The following is a 12964-nucleotide window of genomic DNA, read 5'->3' as shown; positions in this document are numbered from 1 at the left end:
GCTACTGCCGGTTTTCCGTTTCGGTCAGTTCACGCCCGCGGTCGGATTGATATGCGAGCGGCCCGTAGTCCCGTTATGGACGGCGCAGACCGGTTCATGTTCTACGGCTTGCTGTTGCTGTTCGCGCTTATCGTCGGTGGGCTGTTGCTCGCCCTGCTGTTCGGCTGACTGTCACGTCTTCGGCCGAATCCGTGCGCTTTTCGGGATCACACGTCTACGACGGCTGTGTCTACCCTTCGTTCCGTCGCGCCCTTCCTCCTGTTGGCGACGCTGTGGGGTCTGTCCTTTCCGGCCATCTCCGTCGGTCTCGACGCACTGCCGCCGGTGCTGTTCGCGGCCTTCCGCTACGACGTGGCCGCCGTCATCCTGCTCGGCGTGACGGCGGTCCGCGCCACGGGGCGGTCCTGGCTCCCGACGACCCGCGCCGACTACACGGCGGTCGCCGGTGGGGGGCTGTTCCTGATCGCGGGGAACGGCTTCCTCTTTCTCGGGCAACAGACCGTCCCCAGCGGCGTCGCGGCGATCATCCAGGGGCTGGTCCCCATCGCCACGGTGCTGTGGGCGCTCCTTTTCCTCCCCGAAGAACGCGTCTCCGCCGTCGGGGCCGTCGGGATCGTCGTCGGCTTTGCGGGCGTGGCGCTGGTGATCCGGCCGGACCCGGCGAACCTGCTGACGGCCGACCTCGTGGGGAAACTCCTGATCTGCGTGCAGGTCACCCTCGTCGCGCTGGGCGGTGTCGTCGTCCAGCGGGCCGCCCCCGATATCGGCGGGACGACGCTGGCCGGTTGGTCGATGGCCGTCGGTGGCGTCGTCCTCCACGCCGCCAGCCTCGGCCTCGGCGAACCGCCCACGGTCCCCACCGACCTCGCACTCGCGGCCGTCGCGTACCTCGGCGTGTTCGCGACCGCCGTCGCGTTCTTCCTGTACTTCCGGTTGCTGGACCGCTACGGTGCCACGGAGACGAGTCTCGTGGCCTACGCGGTGCCGGTCGTCGCGACGCTGGCGGGCGTCGTCCTGCTGGACGAACGGATCACCGTCGCCTCGCTCGCCGGTTTCGCGGTGATCTTCGTCGGCTTCCTGCTGTTGAAGCGGTCGGCGATTCGGCAGTTACTCGCCTGAGTTCTCACTCGCCGCGGCCTCCAGCACGGTCTGGCGCTCGGGGAAGTACGCCGGGGCGTCCCGTTCCTGCTCGAATTCGAGGACGCGTTTCAGCGCCGTCCGGCCGTCCTCGGCGTCGGCGAGGTCGGCCCCCAGTTCCGTGTAGCCGACCGCGAGGTCCTGGAAGGCCGACATGCGGGCCTGCTTGGCCGCGGCGACGGTCTGGCGCTGTTCGAGATCGGTCTCGATGTCCTCGATGGCGTCGAGGTCGGCACCGTCGCCCGATCCGGGCGTGACGGTCCCCTCCACGGTGTCGGTGTGTTCGCCGAGGCGCTCCCGGAGGTCGGCCATCTCCGCGTCGAGGTCCGAGAGCAGGTCGTCGAGTTCGTCCTCCATCGTCTCGACCTGCCCCCACAGCAGGCGCGCCTGGGTCTCGCAGTACTCGACGAACTCCGCGACCGTCAACTCCGCGTCGCCCTCGGCCATACCCACTCATTCGACTGCCGGCCGAAGTCAGTTTCCCACGCCGGAGGGGAAGGTCCATTTCCGTCGAGTCCGTCCGGCCGGTATGGGCGAACGCCTCCGGGGGGAGGTCCTCCACGTCGTCAGTCCCGCCGAACTGGACGACTACGACCTCGACGACGACGTTCGGGCCCTGGCCGAGTCGCGCTACCTGCTGGTCTGCTGGAGGGGCGGGTCGCCCTCCATCTTCCAGCGCCTGAAGCTGATCCTCGCGCGCTCGACGCTCGAACCCGTGACGCTGATCGCCGACGACGGCGTCGAAGAAGGTGAGATCATCACCGCGACCGTCGAAGAGACCGACACCGCGGGCGTCTACGACGTGCTCGACGTCGAGTACGACGACTAGAGCCGCTCGATCACGTCGTCCGCGAACCGCGTCAGGTCGGCCTCGGGATTCTCGCCGGCCGGCGACACGAGGACGTGATCCACGCCCAGCTCGTCCAGCCGCCGGAAGTACTCCCGGAACCACGCCGTCCCCGCGCGATACCCCTGGTGGACGTGTTCGGGGCCGGCCTCGGGGTCGTCGGCTAGCTCCGTCCGGACCGCCATCGCGTACGGTTTCTCGCCCGCCGCTTCGCGCCAGTCCTCCAGGTAGGATTCCAGCGTCGACTCGGGCAGGTGGTAGAAGAACCAGCCGTCGCCGTGTTCCGCGATCCACTCGACCTCCTGGCGGGCGTGCCCTGTCGGCAGGAGCGGCAGGGTCCCCGTGGTCGGTTCGGGGACCAGATCGAGGCTCCCGTCGAGGTCGCCCCACGATCCCTCGACTTCGGGAAAGTCCTCGCGCCAGACGGTCCGCAGCAGGTCGACGGCCTCGCGAAAGCGTGCGCCCCGTTCCTCGCGGTCCACGCCGAAGGCGTCGAACTCGGGGTCGCGGTCGCCGGTGGCGATCCCGAGGACGAGTCGGCCGTCCGAGAGGCGGTCGAGCGTGGCGGCGCTTTTCGCGACGTGGAGCGGGTGGCGAAGCGGGAGGACGACGCTGGCGGTGCCCAGTGCGATCTCGTCGGTCCGGGCGGCGACCTGGCTCAGCCACGGCCACACGTCGAAGCTCTGGCCGGCGTCGCCGAAGCGGGGCCAGTACAGCGGCACGTCCCGGGCCCACAGCGCGTCGAAGCCGACCGATTCGGCGTGGGCAGCCAGTTCCAGTTCCCGCTCGACCGGCGGGCGCGACGTGCGGTTGTCGGTGAGCGGGAAGCCGGTCCCGAAGGTCAGCCCGTCGCCGTCGAACAGCCGCCGATACCCGGCGTTCGCGTGGTCCGCCGTCACTGTCCGCGTTCGGGGCCCGAGGGACATGGGGGCTGTGGTTCAGAGATAGCGCGTGACGACGCCGGCCGTTCCGCGGTCCAGCGCCGTCGCGGCGGCGTCCAGGACCGCCCGCTCGTCGATGACGAACCACCGGTCACGGTACGCGGCCAGGAGCGGCCGCTCGCCGTACTCTCTGGCGTACTCACCGGGAGCGATTGACTCGACCCCCTCGACGTAGACGAACTCGATGCCGTCGAGCGTGACCGTCAGCGGCGCGGACGCGACCAGCCCGGTCGGCAGGTCGTCCCGTGCCACGAGCGTCGCGCAGTGATCGCGGGGCATCACCAGCCCGGTCCGGCAGTCCAGGGCCGGTCGCGAGAGCAGCGCCGACAGGAGGACCGCCTTGTCGTCGCAGTCGCCCTCGCCGTCGACGAGCGTCTCGGCGGGGTGGCGAACGTACTCCCGCTGGCCGGTCGACGCCGCGTCGGTGGCGTAGGGGAGCGACGCGGTCAGTGACTGGGCCGCGCGGACGCCGGCGGCCGGCGAGCCGGCCCGATCCAGCAGGCGAGCCGCGAGGTCGTCGAGGAAGTCGGCCGCCTGCGCTGCCGCGGCGGCGTCGGGCACCGTCGGGTCCCGGTCGCGTGCGGCCCGGTAAGCCGCCGCCGGCACGCCGTACGAAACACGCGTCACGTCGTGGTCGAACGTGACCTCGGCCGCCCCGCGGAGCGTGCGACCGGGGCCGGTCGACGACTGGCCCAGTACGTGGCCCACACAGCCACCCAGTCCCGTGAGGACGCCGGCCCCGAGCGCACCGAGCAGTCGCCGGCGCGTGGAGTCGGCCGCCTTCGATCCGTCTCGGTGCCCGTCGTCTCGCCGCGACGTTCGTGGAGCCATGATGGAGACCCTCGGATAGTCGACGCGGGGAGTGGAACCCGAAAAACGACTGCTATGACCCGTACATCGAGAGACGTTGACGAACGGGGCCGAGCCGTGGGACCGGTGCAACCGGGCGACGATCACTCGACCCGGACGGTCAACCGAAGTGTTCAATGGGGTAGACGGGCGAGAGGGACGAAATGACACGGAATACGTTCGCGGAGGGACGGCCGTGAGTACCGACACCGACAACGTGGATCTCGTCGACGCGGCGGTCGTCGAGAACCTCGGGCGGGTCGCGCTGTTCGCGGCGCTGATGGGCGCGTTCGCCTACGTCAGCTTCCCGAACCCGTTCTCGCCCGCCCCGGTCACGCTCCAGGTGCTGGGCGTCTTCCTCGCGGGCATCTTCCTCGGCCCGGTCTGGGGCGGCGTCTCCATCGTGGTGTACCTCGCCGCCGGCGCGGTCGGTGCGCCGGTGTTCAGCGGCGGTGGCGCGGGCCCGACCGTACTCGTTGGCTCGACGGCGGGCTACCTCTGGTCGTACCCGGTCGCCGCGTTCCTCGTCGGCCTGCTGGTCCACGGCGGACTCTCGGTCGGTGACCCCCGTGAGGCCGGGATCGTCCGCCTCGTCGGGTCGATGGTCGCCGGCACGGCCGTCGTCTACGCGATGGGCGTCGCGGGGCTGATGCTCGTGCTCGGTCTCGGGCCGGTCGCGGCGTTCATGGCCGGTGCGGCCGCGTTCATCCCCGCCGAGGCGTTCAAGATCGCCGCCGCCGTCGGCATCGTCCGGAGCGACGCCTTCGTCGCCGAATGATCGAGACCCGGGAGCTGGTCGCCAGCCGCGGCGAAACGAGGGTGCTGGACGGCCTCGACCTCACCATCGAGGACGGCGAGTTCGTCCTGCTCGTGGGTCCGAACGGGGCCGGCAAGACCACGCTCGTCCGGCAGTTCAACGGCCTCGAAGACTCCGACAGCGGCGCGGTGCTGGTCGACGGCCAGCCGGTGCAGGAGGATCTGGTCGCCGCCCGCACCGCCGTCGGAATGGTGTTCCAGGACCCCCGCGACCAGTTCGTCGCCGCGACGGTCCGGGCCGACGTGGCGTTCGGCCCCGAGAATCTCGGGCTCGCCCACGACGAGATCGACCGCCGGGTCGCGGACGCCCTGGAGACGGTCGGGATGGCCGGCCGTGGCGAGGAGCGCATCGACCGGCTCTCGGGCGGCGAGCAGGCCCGGGTCGCCATCGCCGGCGCGCTCGCGATGGCCCCCGACCACCTCGTGCTGGACGAACCGCTCGCCAGTCTCGACCTGCCCGCCCGCCGCGCGGTCTGTGACCGCCTCGAAGCGCTCCACGACGCCGGCACCGGTATCGTCCTCGTCACCCACGACCTCCGGGACGTGGCCGAGCTGGCCGACCGGATCGTCGTCCTGGCCGACGGCAGGGTGGCCCTCGACGGCGAGCCCGACGCCGTCCGGGACCGCCTGGAGGGGTTCGACGTACGCCCATGCTGAGCTACGAGCCGGGGGCGACGTTCGCCCATCGGCTGGACCCGCGGACGAAACTCGCCTTCCAGGCGGGCTTCGCCGTCGCCGCGTTCGCGTACACGACGCCACGCGGCCTCGCGGTCCTGTCGGCCCTGGCGCTGGCCGCGCTCGCGGCGGCCCGGCGCTCCCCGCTCGCGGCGGCCTCGGACCTCCGATTCGCCTTTCCGATCCTGCTGGCCGCGCCGCTGTTCGAGGGGGTGGTGCTGGGGCCGCCCTGGTTCTCGCTCGCACAGGCGCGGTTCCCGGCGCTGGCGAGCTATCGCGTCCTCGTCCTCCTGCTGGTCAGCGCCGCCTACGTCTACACGACGCCGGCCCGTGACTCGCGGGCGGCGATCCAGTGGCTCGTCCCCGGCCGACCGGGCCGCTTTCTCGGCCTCGGCGTCGCCGTCGTCTTCCGGTTCCTGCCGGTGCTGATCGCGGACCTCCAACGGGCCCGGGCGGCGATGCGGGCCCGCCTCGGGACCGAACGCTCGCTGGCCGAGCGCATCCGCATCGTCACCACCGCGGGACTCCGACGGGTCGACGCCCGCGCCGACGCCCTCTCGCTCGCGCTCCAGGCCCGCTGTGTCGCCTGGAACCCCACGCTCCCGCGGCTGGCCCTCGGTCGCCGGGACGCGCCCGTCCTCGCGCTGGCGCTGGTGCTGGCGCTGTCCCCGTTGCTGTGACTGGGGGCAAATCGCAACGTTCAGGGGTGTTCACCGGTGAGCGGGGATGTGTCCCGGACGGCGCAGTACGCAGGCTACGTCGCGCTGGTCGTGACGCCGCTGGCCCTGCTCGGCAGTGCGGTCGCCGCGCCGCCCGCGCTCACGACCGGGCGCGTCACGCTGGGTGGCGGCGTCGTCCTCGTCGGTGGACTGGCCGCCGTCACCGAGCGCGAGCGCGCCCTCGACGCCGCGACGGCCTCCGGATTCGACCGCCGCGACGCCCGCGACGCGGCCGCCGTGGTCGCCGGTGCTATCGCCGCCTACCTCCTGAGCGTCCACGCCGGTCTCGGCCCGGTCGTCGGCTCGGCGGCGGTCGGCCTCGCGGCGGGCCTCGCCCCCACGGACGGTGACGTTGCGGCCTACTGCGGTTCCTTCGTGGGAATGGCGTCACCGGCGGTGTTTCCGGGCGTCGTCCCCCTCGCGCTCGCGGCGGGTGTCTCCGGCCTCGCGTTCGTCGCGGCCCGCGACGCCTTCGGCGGCGTCGGCGGCAAACTCGGCACGCTCGCGCTCTTTGGCTGTGCCACGACGGTCGCGCTGACGGGCTTCGACTACGCCAGCGGGGCCGCGCTCCCGTGGACGATGGCCCCGGAGATCGTCGCCGTCGCGGTCGTCGGTGCGGTCGTCACCGTCGTCCTGAGCGTCCGCCTCGGGCTGGGCGCGGTCGTCGGCTCCGCGGCGGTCGGGCTGGTCGCCGGGCTCGCGTTCCCGGCACTCCTGCCCGCCACGGGGGCGACGCTCGCGACCGTGGCGTTCTGTGCCTCGTTCGTCGGGATGTCCTCGACGGAGCGACTGGCGGACGAGCGACAGGTCGCGGTCGCCGGCGTCCTCTGTGGCCTGGTGTTCGTGTTCGTCTCGCCGGCCTTCGTCGGTGCCGGCGGCAAACTCGGCACCGTCGCGTTCGTCTCCGCCGTCAGCACCGTCGGCCTGTCCGAACTGTACGAGAGAACCCGTCGACGCCTGCGGTAGCCCCTTTCAGAACAACTGCAAAAGAACGCTTCCCAGCAGCGCGAGGACGAGCAGGTAGACGAGCAACACGACCGCGTTGCGCCGCGGTGCCCCGGCGGCCATGCCAGGTGGTCGACGCCCCGCGGTCCCGGCGCTGGGGGACATCAGGCCGGTCCGCCCGTGGCTGCCGACGGGTCACTGTCGCTCCCGACTCCGGTGCCGCCAGCGCCGGCGTCAGTCGTCGAACTGCCGTCGGATTCGCCGGCGTCGCTCGCCGCTCCATCGTTGGCCCCGGCGCTTTCGTCGCCGTCACCGTCCGAACCGGGTGCGTCGCCGCTCGAACTCGTGGTCGTGTCGGACTGGCCGCTGTCCGGATCGATGCTGGTGCCGTCCGACCCGCTCGAATCGGTGTCAGTGTCCGATCCACCGCTGCCGGTCTCGTCCGAGTCGGTGCCGTCGGCGTCGCCGCCGGTCCCGGGTTCACCGGTCCCACCGGTGGCGTCACCGCCGTCGTCGGTCGCGTCGCCGTCTGTGGCCTCGGAATCGGTCCCGCCGACCGGCTCCCGAGCATCCGCAGTGTCGGTCGCCCCGTCACCGTCGTCCGTGGAACCGTCGCCGGACCGCTCGCCGCCGGTCGTCGATCCGTCGTCCGTCGCATCGCCAGCGTCGGTGGTGTCGTCCTCGGCGTCGGTTTCACCGCCGGCATCGGTGGTGTCGTCACCACCATCTTCTGGCGCGTCCGGCGCGGGTTCGGGACCGGTCCCGTCGCCGCTGTCGTCGGTCGCGGGCGGCGTCTCCGCACCGTCACCGCTCGCGCTCGACCCGTCGCCGGTGCCGTCCGCGTCACCTTCCGTGGGATCGTCCTCGCCGGTTCCGTCGTCCAGCGCGAGCGGCTGGACGGGTTCGCCGGCCGTCGTCGCCTCGAACTCGGGACTCTCGCGCACGTCGAAGCGGTCGGCGTCGACGCTGGCCCCGAAGGTCGCGTCGAACCCTTCTTCGTCGGCGAGGAGGCCAGCGGAGCCGCCGAAGCCGGCCGTCGCGGCCGCGAAGATCACGACCGCGGTGACGAAGCAGGTGACCGTTGCGCGGCTCATCGCTCCGCCTCCGTCCGGTCGTCGGCTCCGGCCGCGCCATCGTCGATCCCGCCGTCAGACCGTCGGTCTGACGAGGCGTCGTTCCAATCGCTCGCGACACCGCCGTCCGTCTCGGGCATCGGCCAGTCCGCCTTTCCCGCGTCGGGTTCGACGGCCGCTCTCCGGGCCGTCCGGGCGCTGTACCACGCGTGGCCCGTCACCCAGCTGGTGAACAGCAGGCCGAGCAGGCCGGCCGTCAGCGCGCCGACCGAGATCGGATCGGGCGCGTCGAACAGCTGGACCTCCGCGTAGACGTTCAGCGCGGCGTAGACGGTCAGCGCCAGCGACGCGAGAACGCTCAGCTTCAGGTCCGCGACGGCGACCGTCACCGACGCCGACCCCGCCGACTCGGCGGCCGTCGCCGTCGCTCCCGACCGCCCGTCCTGCGTCACGTCTGCTGTCTGTGTCATGGTGGTCTCCTCCGTCCCGTCGTCGTTCGTCGCCCGTTCGTCGTCTCCGGCCGCCGCTTCGGCCGCGACGGTCGGGATCGGGTCCGCCGGTTCGTCCTCGTCGCCGCCCTCGGTGTCGTCGCGGGCTCGTGCCCACGAGAGCAGTTCGTTGCCCAGCAACAGGACCAGAGGCACCAGCACGAGGCTGACGTAGCCCACCGGCGTGTTCGCCCAGAGGACGACGTGCCCGATCAACGGGATCGTGAGCACGACCTTCCCGAGGACGTTCTCGGGCGGCACCGGCCGCGCGTCGCGGTTCTCGTTCGCGTCGCCTTTCGTCACCCACTGCCCGTCCTCCTCCGCGACGATCCGGTGTGTCACCGGCACGTCGCTGTCTTCGGAGAACGTCACGATGTCGCCCACCCCGACCGGGGCCGAGGCGTCGACGATCACCACGTCACCGGGCGCGATGTCCGGTTCCATGCTCCCAGAGAGGATGACGAACCCGTGGTCCGCGCCGATCACCTGCGGGACGGCGAAGACCGCGAAGGGCACGACCAGCGCGAGCAACAGTAGCGTCCCGAGGACGGCCCCGACCTGTCTGGCCGAGGGGGCCCGCGCTCGCAGGCCGCTCATCGTCCCCACCCCTTGCCGCGATCCCGGTCGTCGCCGCTGCTGGCGGACCGGGCCAGATCCTCGGGGCAGTCCCGCCCGATCTCGGGCGCACACACCTTCACGAGGACGTAGCTGATCCCGTACCCCTTGCCGTTGCTCAGGTTCGGGGGCGTGTAGACCAGTCCGTCTGTGTTGCCGTCGAGGGAATCGGTCGTCGTCCCGTACGTATCGGCCGCGCGACCGTAGACTTCCTCGTTGCGGCCGCCCTTGACCCGGACCTCACAGAGCGGCGGGACGACCCCGCCGTCGGTGGCGACCAGTTCGAAGGCGACGCCGTCGTCGCCGTCCGTGTCGGTCACGTGGATGCCGTAGCCCACGACGCCCTCGGTGAACTCGTAGGTCTCTCCGGCGGTGAACCCGCCGTCGTCGATCTCGACTTTTCCGATGGCCCAGCAGCAGTCACAGACGTACCCCGGTGGGCAGTCCGTCTCGTCGACCGCCGGGAACGGGTTCGCCGTCGGGTCGGCGTTGCGACACTGCGTCGCCGCGACGTACAGCGGGAGACTGGTCGTCCCCTCGCCGACGTAGAGCCCGAGGTCGTACTCCACGAGGAGGAACGTCTCGTCGGTGAGACAGCCGTCCTCGTCGGTCGCGTTGGCCGGGTCGAGCCGGACGCCCGTCCGGAACTGTTCGGCGACCTCGCGGAGCGACCCCGCGGCGATGGTCGTGTCGACCGTCCCGTCCGCGGTGGCGTAGGACAGCCGGAGTTCGAGGAACTCCGCCAGCGGGTCGGGCGTCGGACACGCCGTCCGGAGCCAGAGGTTCGCGGGGTTGTTGACCCCGCCGTCGGGCTGGGGCAGTGCGAAGCGCACGAGCATACTCCCGCGCGGTTCGTCGTCGTCGAGCGTCTCGACGGGCACGTCGATGCGCGGCCCGTCGACGACGCCGTCGGGGTCGGCCGGGTCGATCCCGCCGACCGCGCCGGGGCCGTCCACGAGCCAGTACTCGACCCGCAGGTCGACCAGTCCCGTCGTCAGGCTGTGCCGGCCGGTCTCGGTGTCGCCCAGTAGCGCGGCCGACCCGGTCCCGGTGAGGGCACCGGCACCGCCGGCGGCCAGCGAGGCGAGCACGTGCCGTCGGGTCAGGCTCATCGCCCCTCCGCGGTGAACGGGCTCTCGCCGCCTTCCGGCACCGCGCCGAACGCCACGTCGAACGTCGCGCTGTCGCCCTGCGAGCGGTTCGTCGCCGCGTCGTACGGGAACGTCCACGCGAGCGCGACACACCGGCTCTCCCCCGGATCCAGTCCAGTGAGTGCGAGCAGGCCCGTCGCCGACCCGACGGCACTCGCCGAGCCGAACGCCTCCCGCATCGGGGCCTGCTCCACGAGCGGCCCTTCGAGGGCCTCGTCGAACTGTTTGGTCCCGTCGCAGGTGCCGAGCGGCGAGCCGTCCTTCCAGACCTCGACGAGGACCTCCTCGTCGAGTTCGCCGTCGTCGGCGGTCGTGTCGCCGGCCGCCGATTCGGGCCCGTTAACGCCGTGTTCTTCGTCACCCGTCACGGCGGCGCGGAGCCACACGTCGACCGGTTCCGGGACGAAATCCGCGTCCTCGACCGCTTCGAGGCCGACGACCAGCACGCCCTCGTCGCCCGGCATCACGTCGCCGACCGAGATCACCGGTCCCGACGCGTCCGTGACGTACGTGGCCTCGGCCACGTAGGCCGGGGCCGTCTCGGGGTCGAGCGTCGCGTCGAGGCTCGCCTGTGCGGTCCCGTTCTGGTTCTCCCGAAAGTCGCCGTTGTACCGCTCGTACCAGGCGACCCTGACCCGCCGGTCGTCGAGGTCCGCGGTCGCCGCGTACGTGTAGTGAGTGTACTCCGGCCCCCCGCGGCCGCCCAGCACACCGGCACCGACCGCTCCGATGCCGATGGTCCCCAACAGTTTCCGTCGTGTCAGTTGCATTGTTGTCTCTCCGTGCCGTCGTTCGCTACTCTCTCCAGGCTACCCGTCGGCATAGGTATGGACTCGTGGCCGACCGATACGGTCACCCTGTGGACCGATCCCCCGGCCCTCGACCGCCGGTACGGTGCCCGTACACCCGCGTTCACCGGCCCCGTCGCCGCGTTCGAAAACCGACGGACTGGGTCCGCGTGAACGATCCGTGAACGGTCGGCCCGGAGGCTCAGGCGCTCACCGGCCCGCTCCCGTCGTTGTTGCGCTCCTGTTCGGTGTAGAAGCCCAGGTCGAACGACACCGTGTCGCCCTGGACCTCGTTGCCCACCTCGAAGGGCAGTTCCCACGACAGCGCGACACAGTACATCAGGCCGTTACCCTCGAAGGCATCGCGGTCCTCGTCGGTGTCGTCGTCGTTCAGTTCGTCGTACAGCGTCAGGACGTTCCCGTCGAGCGGGACGCCGTCGTCGGCGGACAGTTCCGCGAGGACGTTGGCCAGCGTGTCCTGCATGATGATCTTCTCGGCGACGAACTGGCTCGCCAGCACCCCGAACACGGTCGGGACGGTGGTCGGGTCGTCCACGTCGAAGAAGTACTGCGGATCGTTGCCCGCACTGCCGGCCGCGCCGGCCATCGACTGGAGGACGCTGTCGTTCGCGCTGCCGACCGAGACGGTGTACACGTCGGTCGCCGGTGCGGGCGAGGCGGCGCGTGCGTCGGCCGCTGCGCCCTGGGGGGAGCTGAACTGCGTCGAGCCCTGCCCGTTGAACGACTCGCCGTCCGAGAGGACGACGTTCGCCGCGCGGACGCCCGAGCGTCCGTTGTTGGCCAGTTCGGCCTGGGCGTCGTCGACACCCTCGCCGATGTAGGTGCCCGTGGCGATGCCGCCGCCGGCCGCCGGGTCCGGGTTGCCGTCCCCGTCGAAGGGGGTCGAGCCCGCCCCGCCGCTCACCACGTTGGCGAGCTTCTGGCGGAGACCCGACAGCGCCGTGTCGACCGTCGAGAGGTTCGACGTGAGCGACTGGAGGATGCCCGTGCGGGGCACCGAGTCGTCGCTCCCCTCGCCGTCGAAGTAGGCCACGCCCACCTGCACGTCGGCGTTCTGGGCGTCCAGGTACGCGACGAACTCCCGGGCGGCCAGTTCCACGAGGTCGATCTTCGTCGTCTCGTCGTAGGTCGTCCCGTCGACGGTGATGTCGTCTTCGTTGACGACGCCGCCGTACCGGCGGTACAGCATCGACCCGGAGAAGTCCAGCGTCAACACGATGTCACTGGGCTCGGCCGCGTCGTGGACGTTGTCACAGTCCGCGTCGTACCACAGCGTCGCCTCGATGGCGTCGGCCAGGTCGCCGCCGTCCGGCGTGTCCACCGCGAGTTCGGGGTCGGTGTCGATGCCCTCGCTCTCGCCGACGTTGTCGGCCTGCATCCAGACGTAGCCCGGGTTGTCACAGAGGTGGAGGCTGAACGTGACCTCGCCGCTGTCGCCGGGTTTCACGTCGCCCAGCTGGACGAGCGACTCCATCGCCGCGCCGGTCGTCGGGTCGGTCCCGAACGACGCCTCGTCGATGGGCGGAATGTTGTCACACCCGAGCATCGGGAGGTTGCGCCCGTTGCTGTCGGGGTCCTCGTCGTCGAGGAAGTCGCTGTATTTCAGCTGGCCACCCTGGCCGTCCGGGATCGACTGCTCGCCGTCACCGTCGTGGTCGGGGTGGGCGTTGACGAACGTCGTCTCGCCGTTCATCCGGTAGTGCTGTTGCCAGTCGACCAGCAGGTCGAGTTCGCCGGCGACGAGTCGGTTGTCGGTGAAGCTCTCGCGGTCCGAAAAGAACGCGGAGGTGCCGAGGCCCGCACCGGCAGAGGCGAGGCCGATGGCCCCGAGGCCCGCCAGCACGTTCCGTCGGCTCAGGTCGTACAGTTGTTTGTCTTCTGTCATGATAAATTTGGGGT

The 12964-nt window shown here is 71.2% G+C and carries 15 protein-coding genes; 6 read left to right on the top strand and 9 right to left on the bottom strand.

The window, feature by feature from the left end; all coding sequences use genetic code 11:
- Positions 1 to 225: 225 nt before the first annotated feature.
- Positions 226 to 1119 carry a DMT family transporter gene (locus tag ACOZ4N_RS14465; RefSeq protein ID WP_424017071.1) on the top strand — a complete coding sequence of 298 codons (894 nt, stop codon included), beginning with the start codon at positions 226 to 228 and terminating at the stop codon, positions 1117 to 1119.
- Here the strand turns inward: ACOZ4N_RS14465 and ACOZ4N_RS14460 are convergent.
- Positions 1108 to 1584 (bottom strand): hypothetical protein, encoded by a 477-nt coding sequence (locus ACOZ4N_RS14460; protein ID WP_424017070.1) that lies wholly within the window; start codon positions 1582 to 1584, stop codon positions 1108 to 1110. The two genes, ACOZ4N_RS14465 and ACOZ4N_RS14460, sit on opposite strands and share 12 nt — an antisense overlap.
- A gap of 82 nt (positions 1585 to 1666) precedes the next feature.
- Between ACOZ4N_RS14460 and ACOZ4N_RS14455 the strand changes: the two genes are divergently transcribed.
- Positions 1667 to 1966 carry a DUF7526 family protein gene (locus tag ACOZ4N_RS14455; RefSeq protein ID WP_424017069.1) on the top strand — a complete coding sequence of 100 codons (300 nt, stop codon included), beginning with the start codon at positions 1667 to 1669 and terminating at the stop codon, positions 1964 to 1966.
- On the opposite strand, the gene ACOZ4N_RS14450 is transcribed toward ACOZ4N_RS14455, so the two are convergent.
- A complete protein-coding gene (locus tag ACOZ4N_RS14450) occupies positions 1963 to 2910 on the bottom strand; it encodes a TIGR03571 family LLM class oxidoreductase (protein WP_424017068.1) in 948 nt (315 codons plus the stop codon). The two genes, ACOZ4N_RS14455 and ACOZ4N_RS14450, sit on opposite strands and share 4 nt — an antisense overlap.
- 12 nt (positions 2911 to 2922) lie before the next feature.
- Positions 2923 to 3756, bottom strand: a complete 834-nt coding sequence (locus tag ACOZ4N_RS14445) for a hypothetical protein (protein WP_424017067.1) — start codon at positions 3754 to 3756, stop codon at positions 2923 to 2925.
- Between the two features lie 214 nt (positions 3757 to 3970).
- On the opposite strand from ACOZ4N_RS14445, the gene ACOZ4N_RS14440 reads away from it, so the two are divergent.
- The 4 genes from ACOZ4N_RS14440 to ACOZ4N_RS14425 are packed head-to-tail and all read left to right on the top strand — an operon-like array spanning position 3971 to position 6950.
- On the top strand, positions 3971 to 4552 hold the full coding sequence (locus tag ACOZ4N_RS14440; RefSeq protein ID WP_424017066.1) for a biotin transporter BioY: 582 nt from the start codon (positions 3971 to 3973) through the stop codon (positions 4550 to 4552).
- Positions 4549 to 5247 carry an energy-coupling factor ABC transporter ATP-binding protein gene (locus tag ACOZ4N_RS14435; RefSeq protein ID WP_424017065.1) on the top strand — a complete coding sequence of 233 codons (699 nt, stop codon included), beginning with the start codon at positions 4549 to 4551 and terminating at the stop codon, positions 5245 to 5247. Before ACOZ4N_RS14440 ends, ACOZ4N_RS14435 begins: the two co-directional genes overlap by 4 nt.
- A complete protein-coding gene (locus ACOZ4N_RS14430) occupies positions 5241 to 5945 on the top strand; it encodes an energy-coupling factor transporter transmembrane component T family protein (RefSeq protein WP_424017064.1) in 705 nt (234 codons plus the stop codon). Before ACOZ4N_RS14435 ends, ACOZ4N_RS14430 begins: the two co-directional genes overlap by 7 nt.
- Before the next feature lie 48 nt (positions 5946 to 5993).
- Positions 5994 to 6950, top strand: coding sequence for a hypothetical protein (locus ACOZ4N_RS14425; protein WP_424019961.1), 957 nt, complete (start codon positions 5994 to 5996; stop codon positions 6948 to 6950).
- A gap of 6 nt (positions 6951 to 6956) precedes the next feature.
- On the opposite strand, the gene ACOZ4N_RS14420 is transcribed toward ACOZ4N_RS14425, so the two are convergent.
- The 6 genes from ACOZ4N_RS14420 to ACOZ4N_RS14395 form a co-directional block, all read right to left on the bottom strand.
- Positions 6957 to 7094: a hypothetical protein gene (locus ACOZ4N_RS14420; protein WP_424017063.1), complete on the bottom strand. Its 138-nt coding sequence runs from the start codon at positions 7092 to 7094 to the stop codon at positions 6957 to 6959.
- Positions 7094 to 8023, bottom strand: a complete 930-nt coding sequence (locus tag ACOZ4N_RS14415) for a hypothetical protein (RefSeq protein WP_424017062.1) — start codon at positions 8021 to 8023, stop codon at positions 7094 to 7096. Before ACOZ4N_RS14415 ends, ACOZ4N_RS14420 begins: the two co-directional genes overlap by 1 nt.
- Entirely contained in the window at positions 8020 to 9087 is a 1068-nt protein-coding gene (locus ACOZ4N_RS14410; RefSeq protein WP_424017061.1) for a signal peptidase I, read from the bottom strand. The genes ACOZ4N_RS14415 and ACOZ4N_RS14410 overlap by 4 nt, the downstream gene beginning before the upstream one ends.
- Entirely contained in the window at positions 9084 to 10217 is a 1134-nt protein-coding gene (locus tag ACOZ4N_RS14405) for a hypothetical protein (RefSeq protein ID WP_424017060.1), read from the bottom strand. Before ACOZ4N_RS14405 ends, ACOZ4N_RS14410 begins: the two co-directional genes overlap by 4 nt.
- A complete protein-coding gene (locus ACOZ4N_RS14400) occupies positions 10214 to 11026 on the bottom strand; it encodes a hypothetical protein (RefSeq protein WP_424017059.1) in 813 nt (270 codons plus the stop codon). The genes ACOZ4N_RS14405 and ACOZ4N_RS14400 overlap by 4 nt, the downstream gene beginning before the upstream one ends.
- Before the next feature lie 220 nt (positions 11027 to 11246).
- Positions 11247 to 12950, bottom strand: a complete 1704-nt coding sequence (locus ACOZ4N_RS14395) for a VWA domain-containing protein (RefSeq protein ID WP_424017058.1) — start codon at positions 12948 to 12950, stop codon at positions 11247 to 11249.
- Positions 12951 to 12964: the final 14 nt, after the last annotated feature.

Origin of the sequence: Halorientalis pallida, assembly GCF_049605515.1 — an archaeon.
Lineage (GTDB): Archaea > Halobacteriota > Halobacteria > Halobacteriales > Haloarculaceae > Halorientalis > Halorientalis pallida_A.
This window is presented reverse-complemented; position numbering and strand designations above follow the sequence as displayed.

What these genes read in the sequence shown, in the direction of transcription:
- ACOZ4N_RS14400 (WP_424017059.1), bottom strand. Translation starts at nt 11,026, where the DNA reads ATGCAACTGACACGACGGAAACTGTTGGGGACCATCGGCATCGGAGCG.
- ACOZ4N_RS14445 (WP_424017067.1), bottom strand. Translation starts at nt 3,756, where the DNA reads ATGGCTCCACGAACGTCGCGGCGAGACGACGGGCACCGAGACGGATCG.
- ACOZ4N_RS14435 (WP_424017065.1), top strand. Translation starts at nt 4,549, where the DNA reads ATGATCGAGACCCGGGAGCTGGTCGCCAGCCGCGGCGAAACGAGGGTG.
- ACOZ4N_RS14405 (WP_424017060.1), bottom strand. Translation starts at nt 10,217, where the DNA reads ATGAGCCTGACCCGACGGCACGTGCTCGCCTCGCTGGCCGCCGGCGGT.
- ACOZ4N_RS14410 (WP_424017061.1), bottom strand. Translation starts at nt 9,087, where the DNA reads ATGAGCGGCCTGCGAGCGCGGGCCCCCTCGGCCAGACAGGTCGGGGCC.
- ACOZ4N_RS14430 (WP_424017064.1), top strand. Translation starts at nt 5,241, where the DNA reads ATGCTGAGCTACGAGCCGGGGGCGACGTTCGCCCATCGGCTGGACCCG.
- ACOZ4N_RS14420 (WP_424017063.1), bottom strand. Translation starts at nt 7,094, where the DNA reads ATGTCCCCCAGCGCCGGGACCGCGGGGCGTCGACCACCTGGCATGGCC.
- ACOZ4N_RS14395 (WP_424017058.1), bottom strand. Translation starts at nt 12,950, where the DNA reads ATGACAGAAGACAAACAACTGTACGACCTGAGCCGACGGAACGTGCTG.
- ACOZ4N_RS14415 (WP_424017062.1), bottom strand. Translation starts at nt 8,023, where the DNA reads ATGAGCCGCGCAACGGTCACCTGCTTCGTCACCGCGGTCGTGATCTTC.
- ACOZ4N_RS14455 (WP_424017069.1), top strand. Translation starts at nt 1,667, where the DNA reads ATGGGCGAACGCCTCCGGGGGGAGGTCCTCCACGTCGTCAGTCCCGCC.
- ACOZ4N_RS14450 (WP_424017068.1), bottom strand. Translation starts at nt 2,910, where the DNA reads ATGTCCCTCGGGCCCCGAACGCGGACAGTGACGGCGGACCACGCGAAC.
- ACOZ4N_RS14460 (WP_424017070.1), bottom strand. Translation starts at nt 1,584, where the DNA reads ATGGCCGAGGGCGACGCGGAGTTGACGGTCGCGGAGTTCGTCGAGTAC.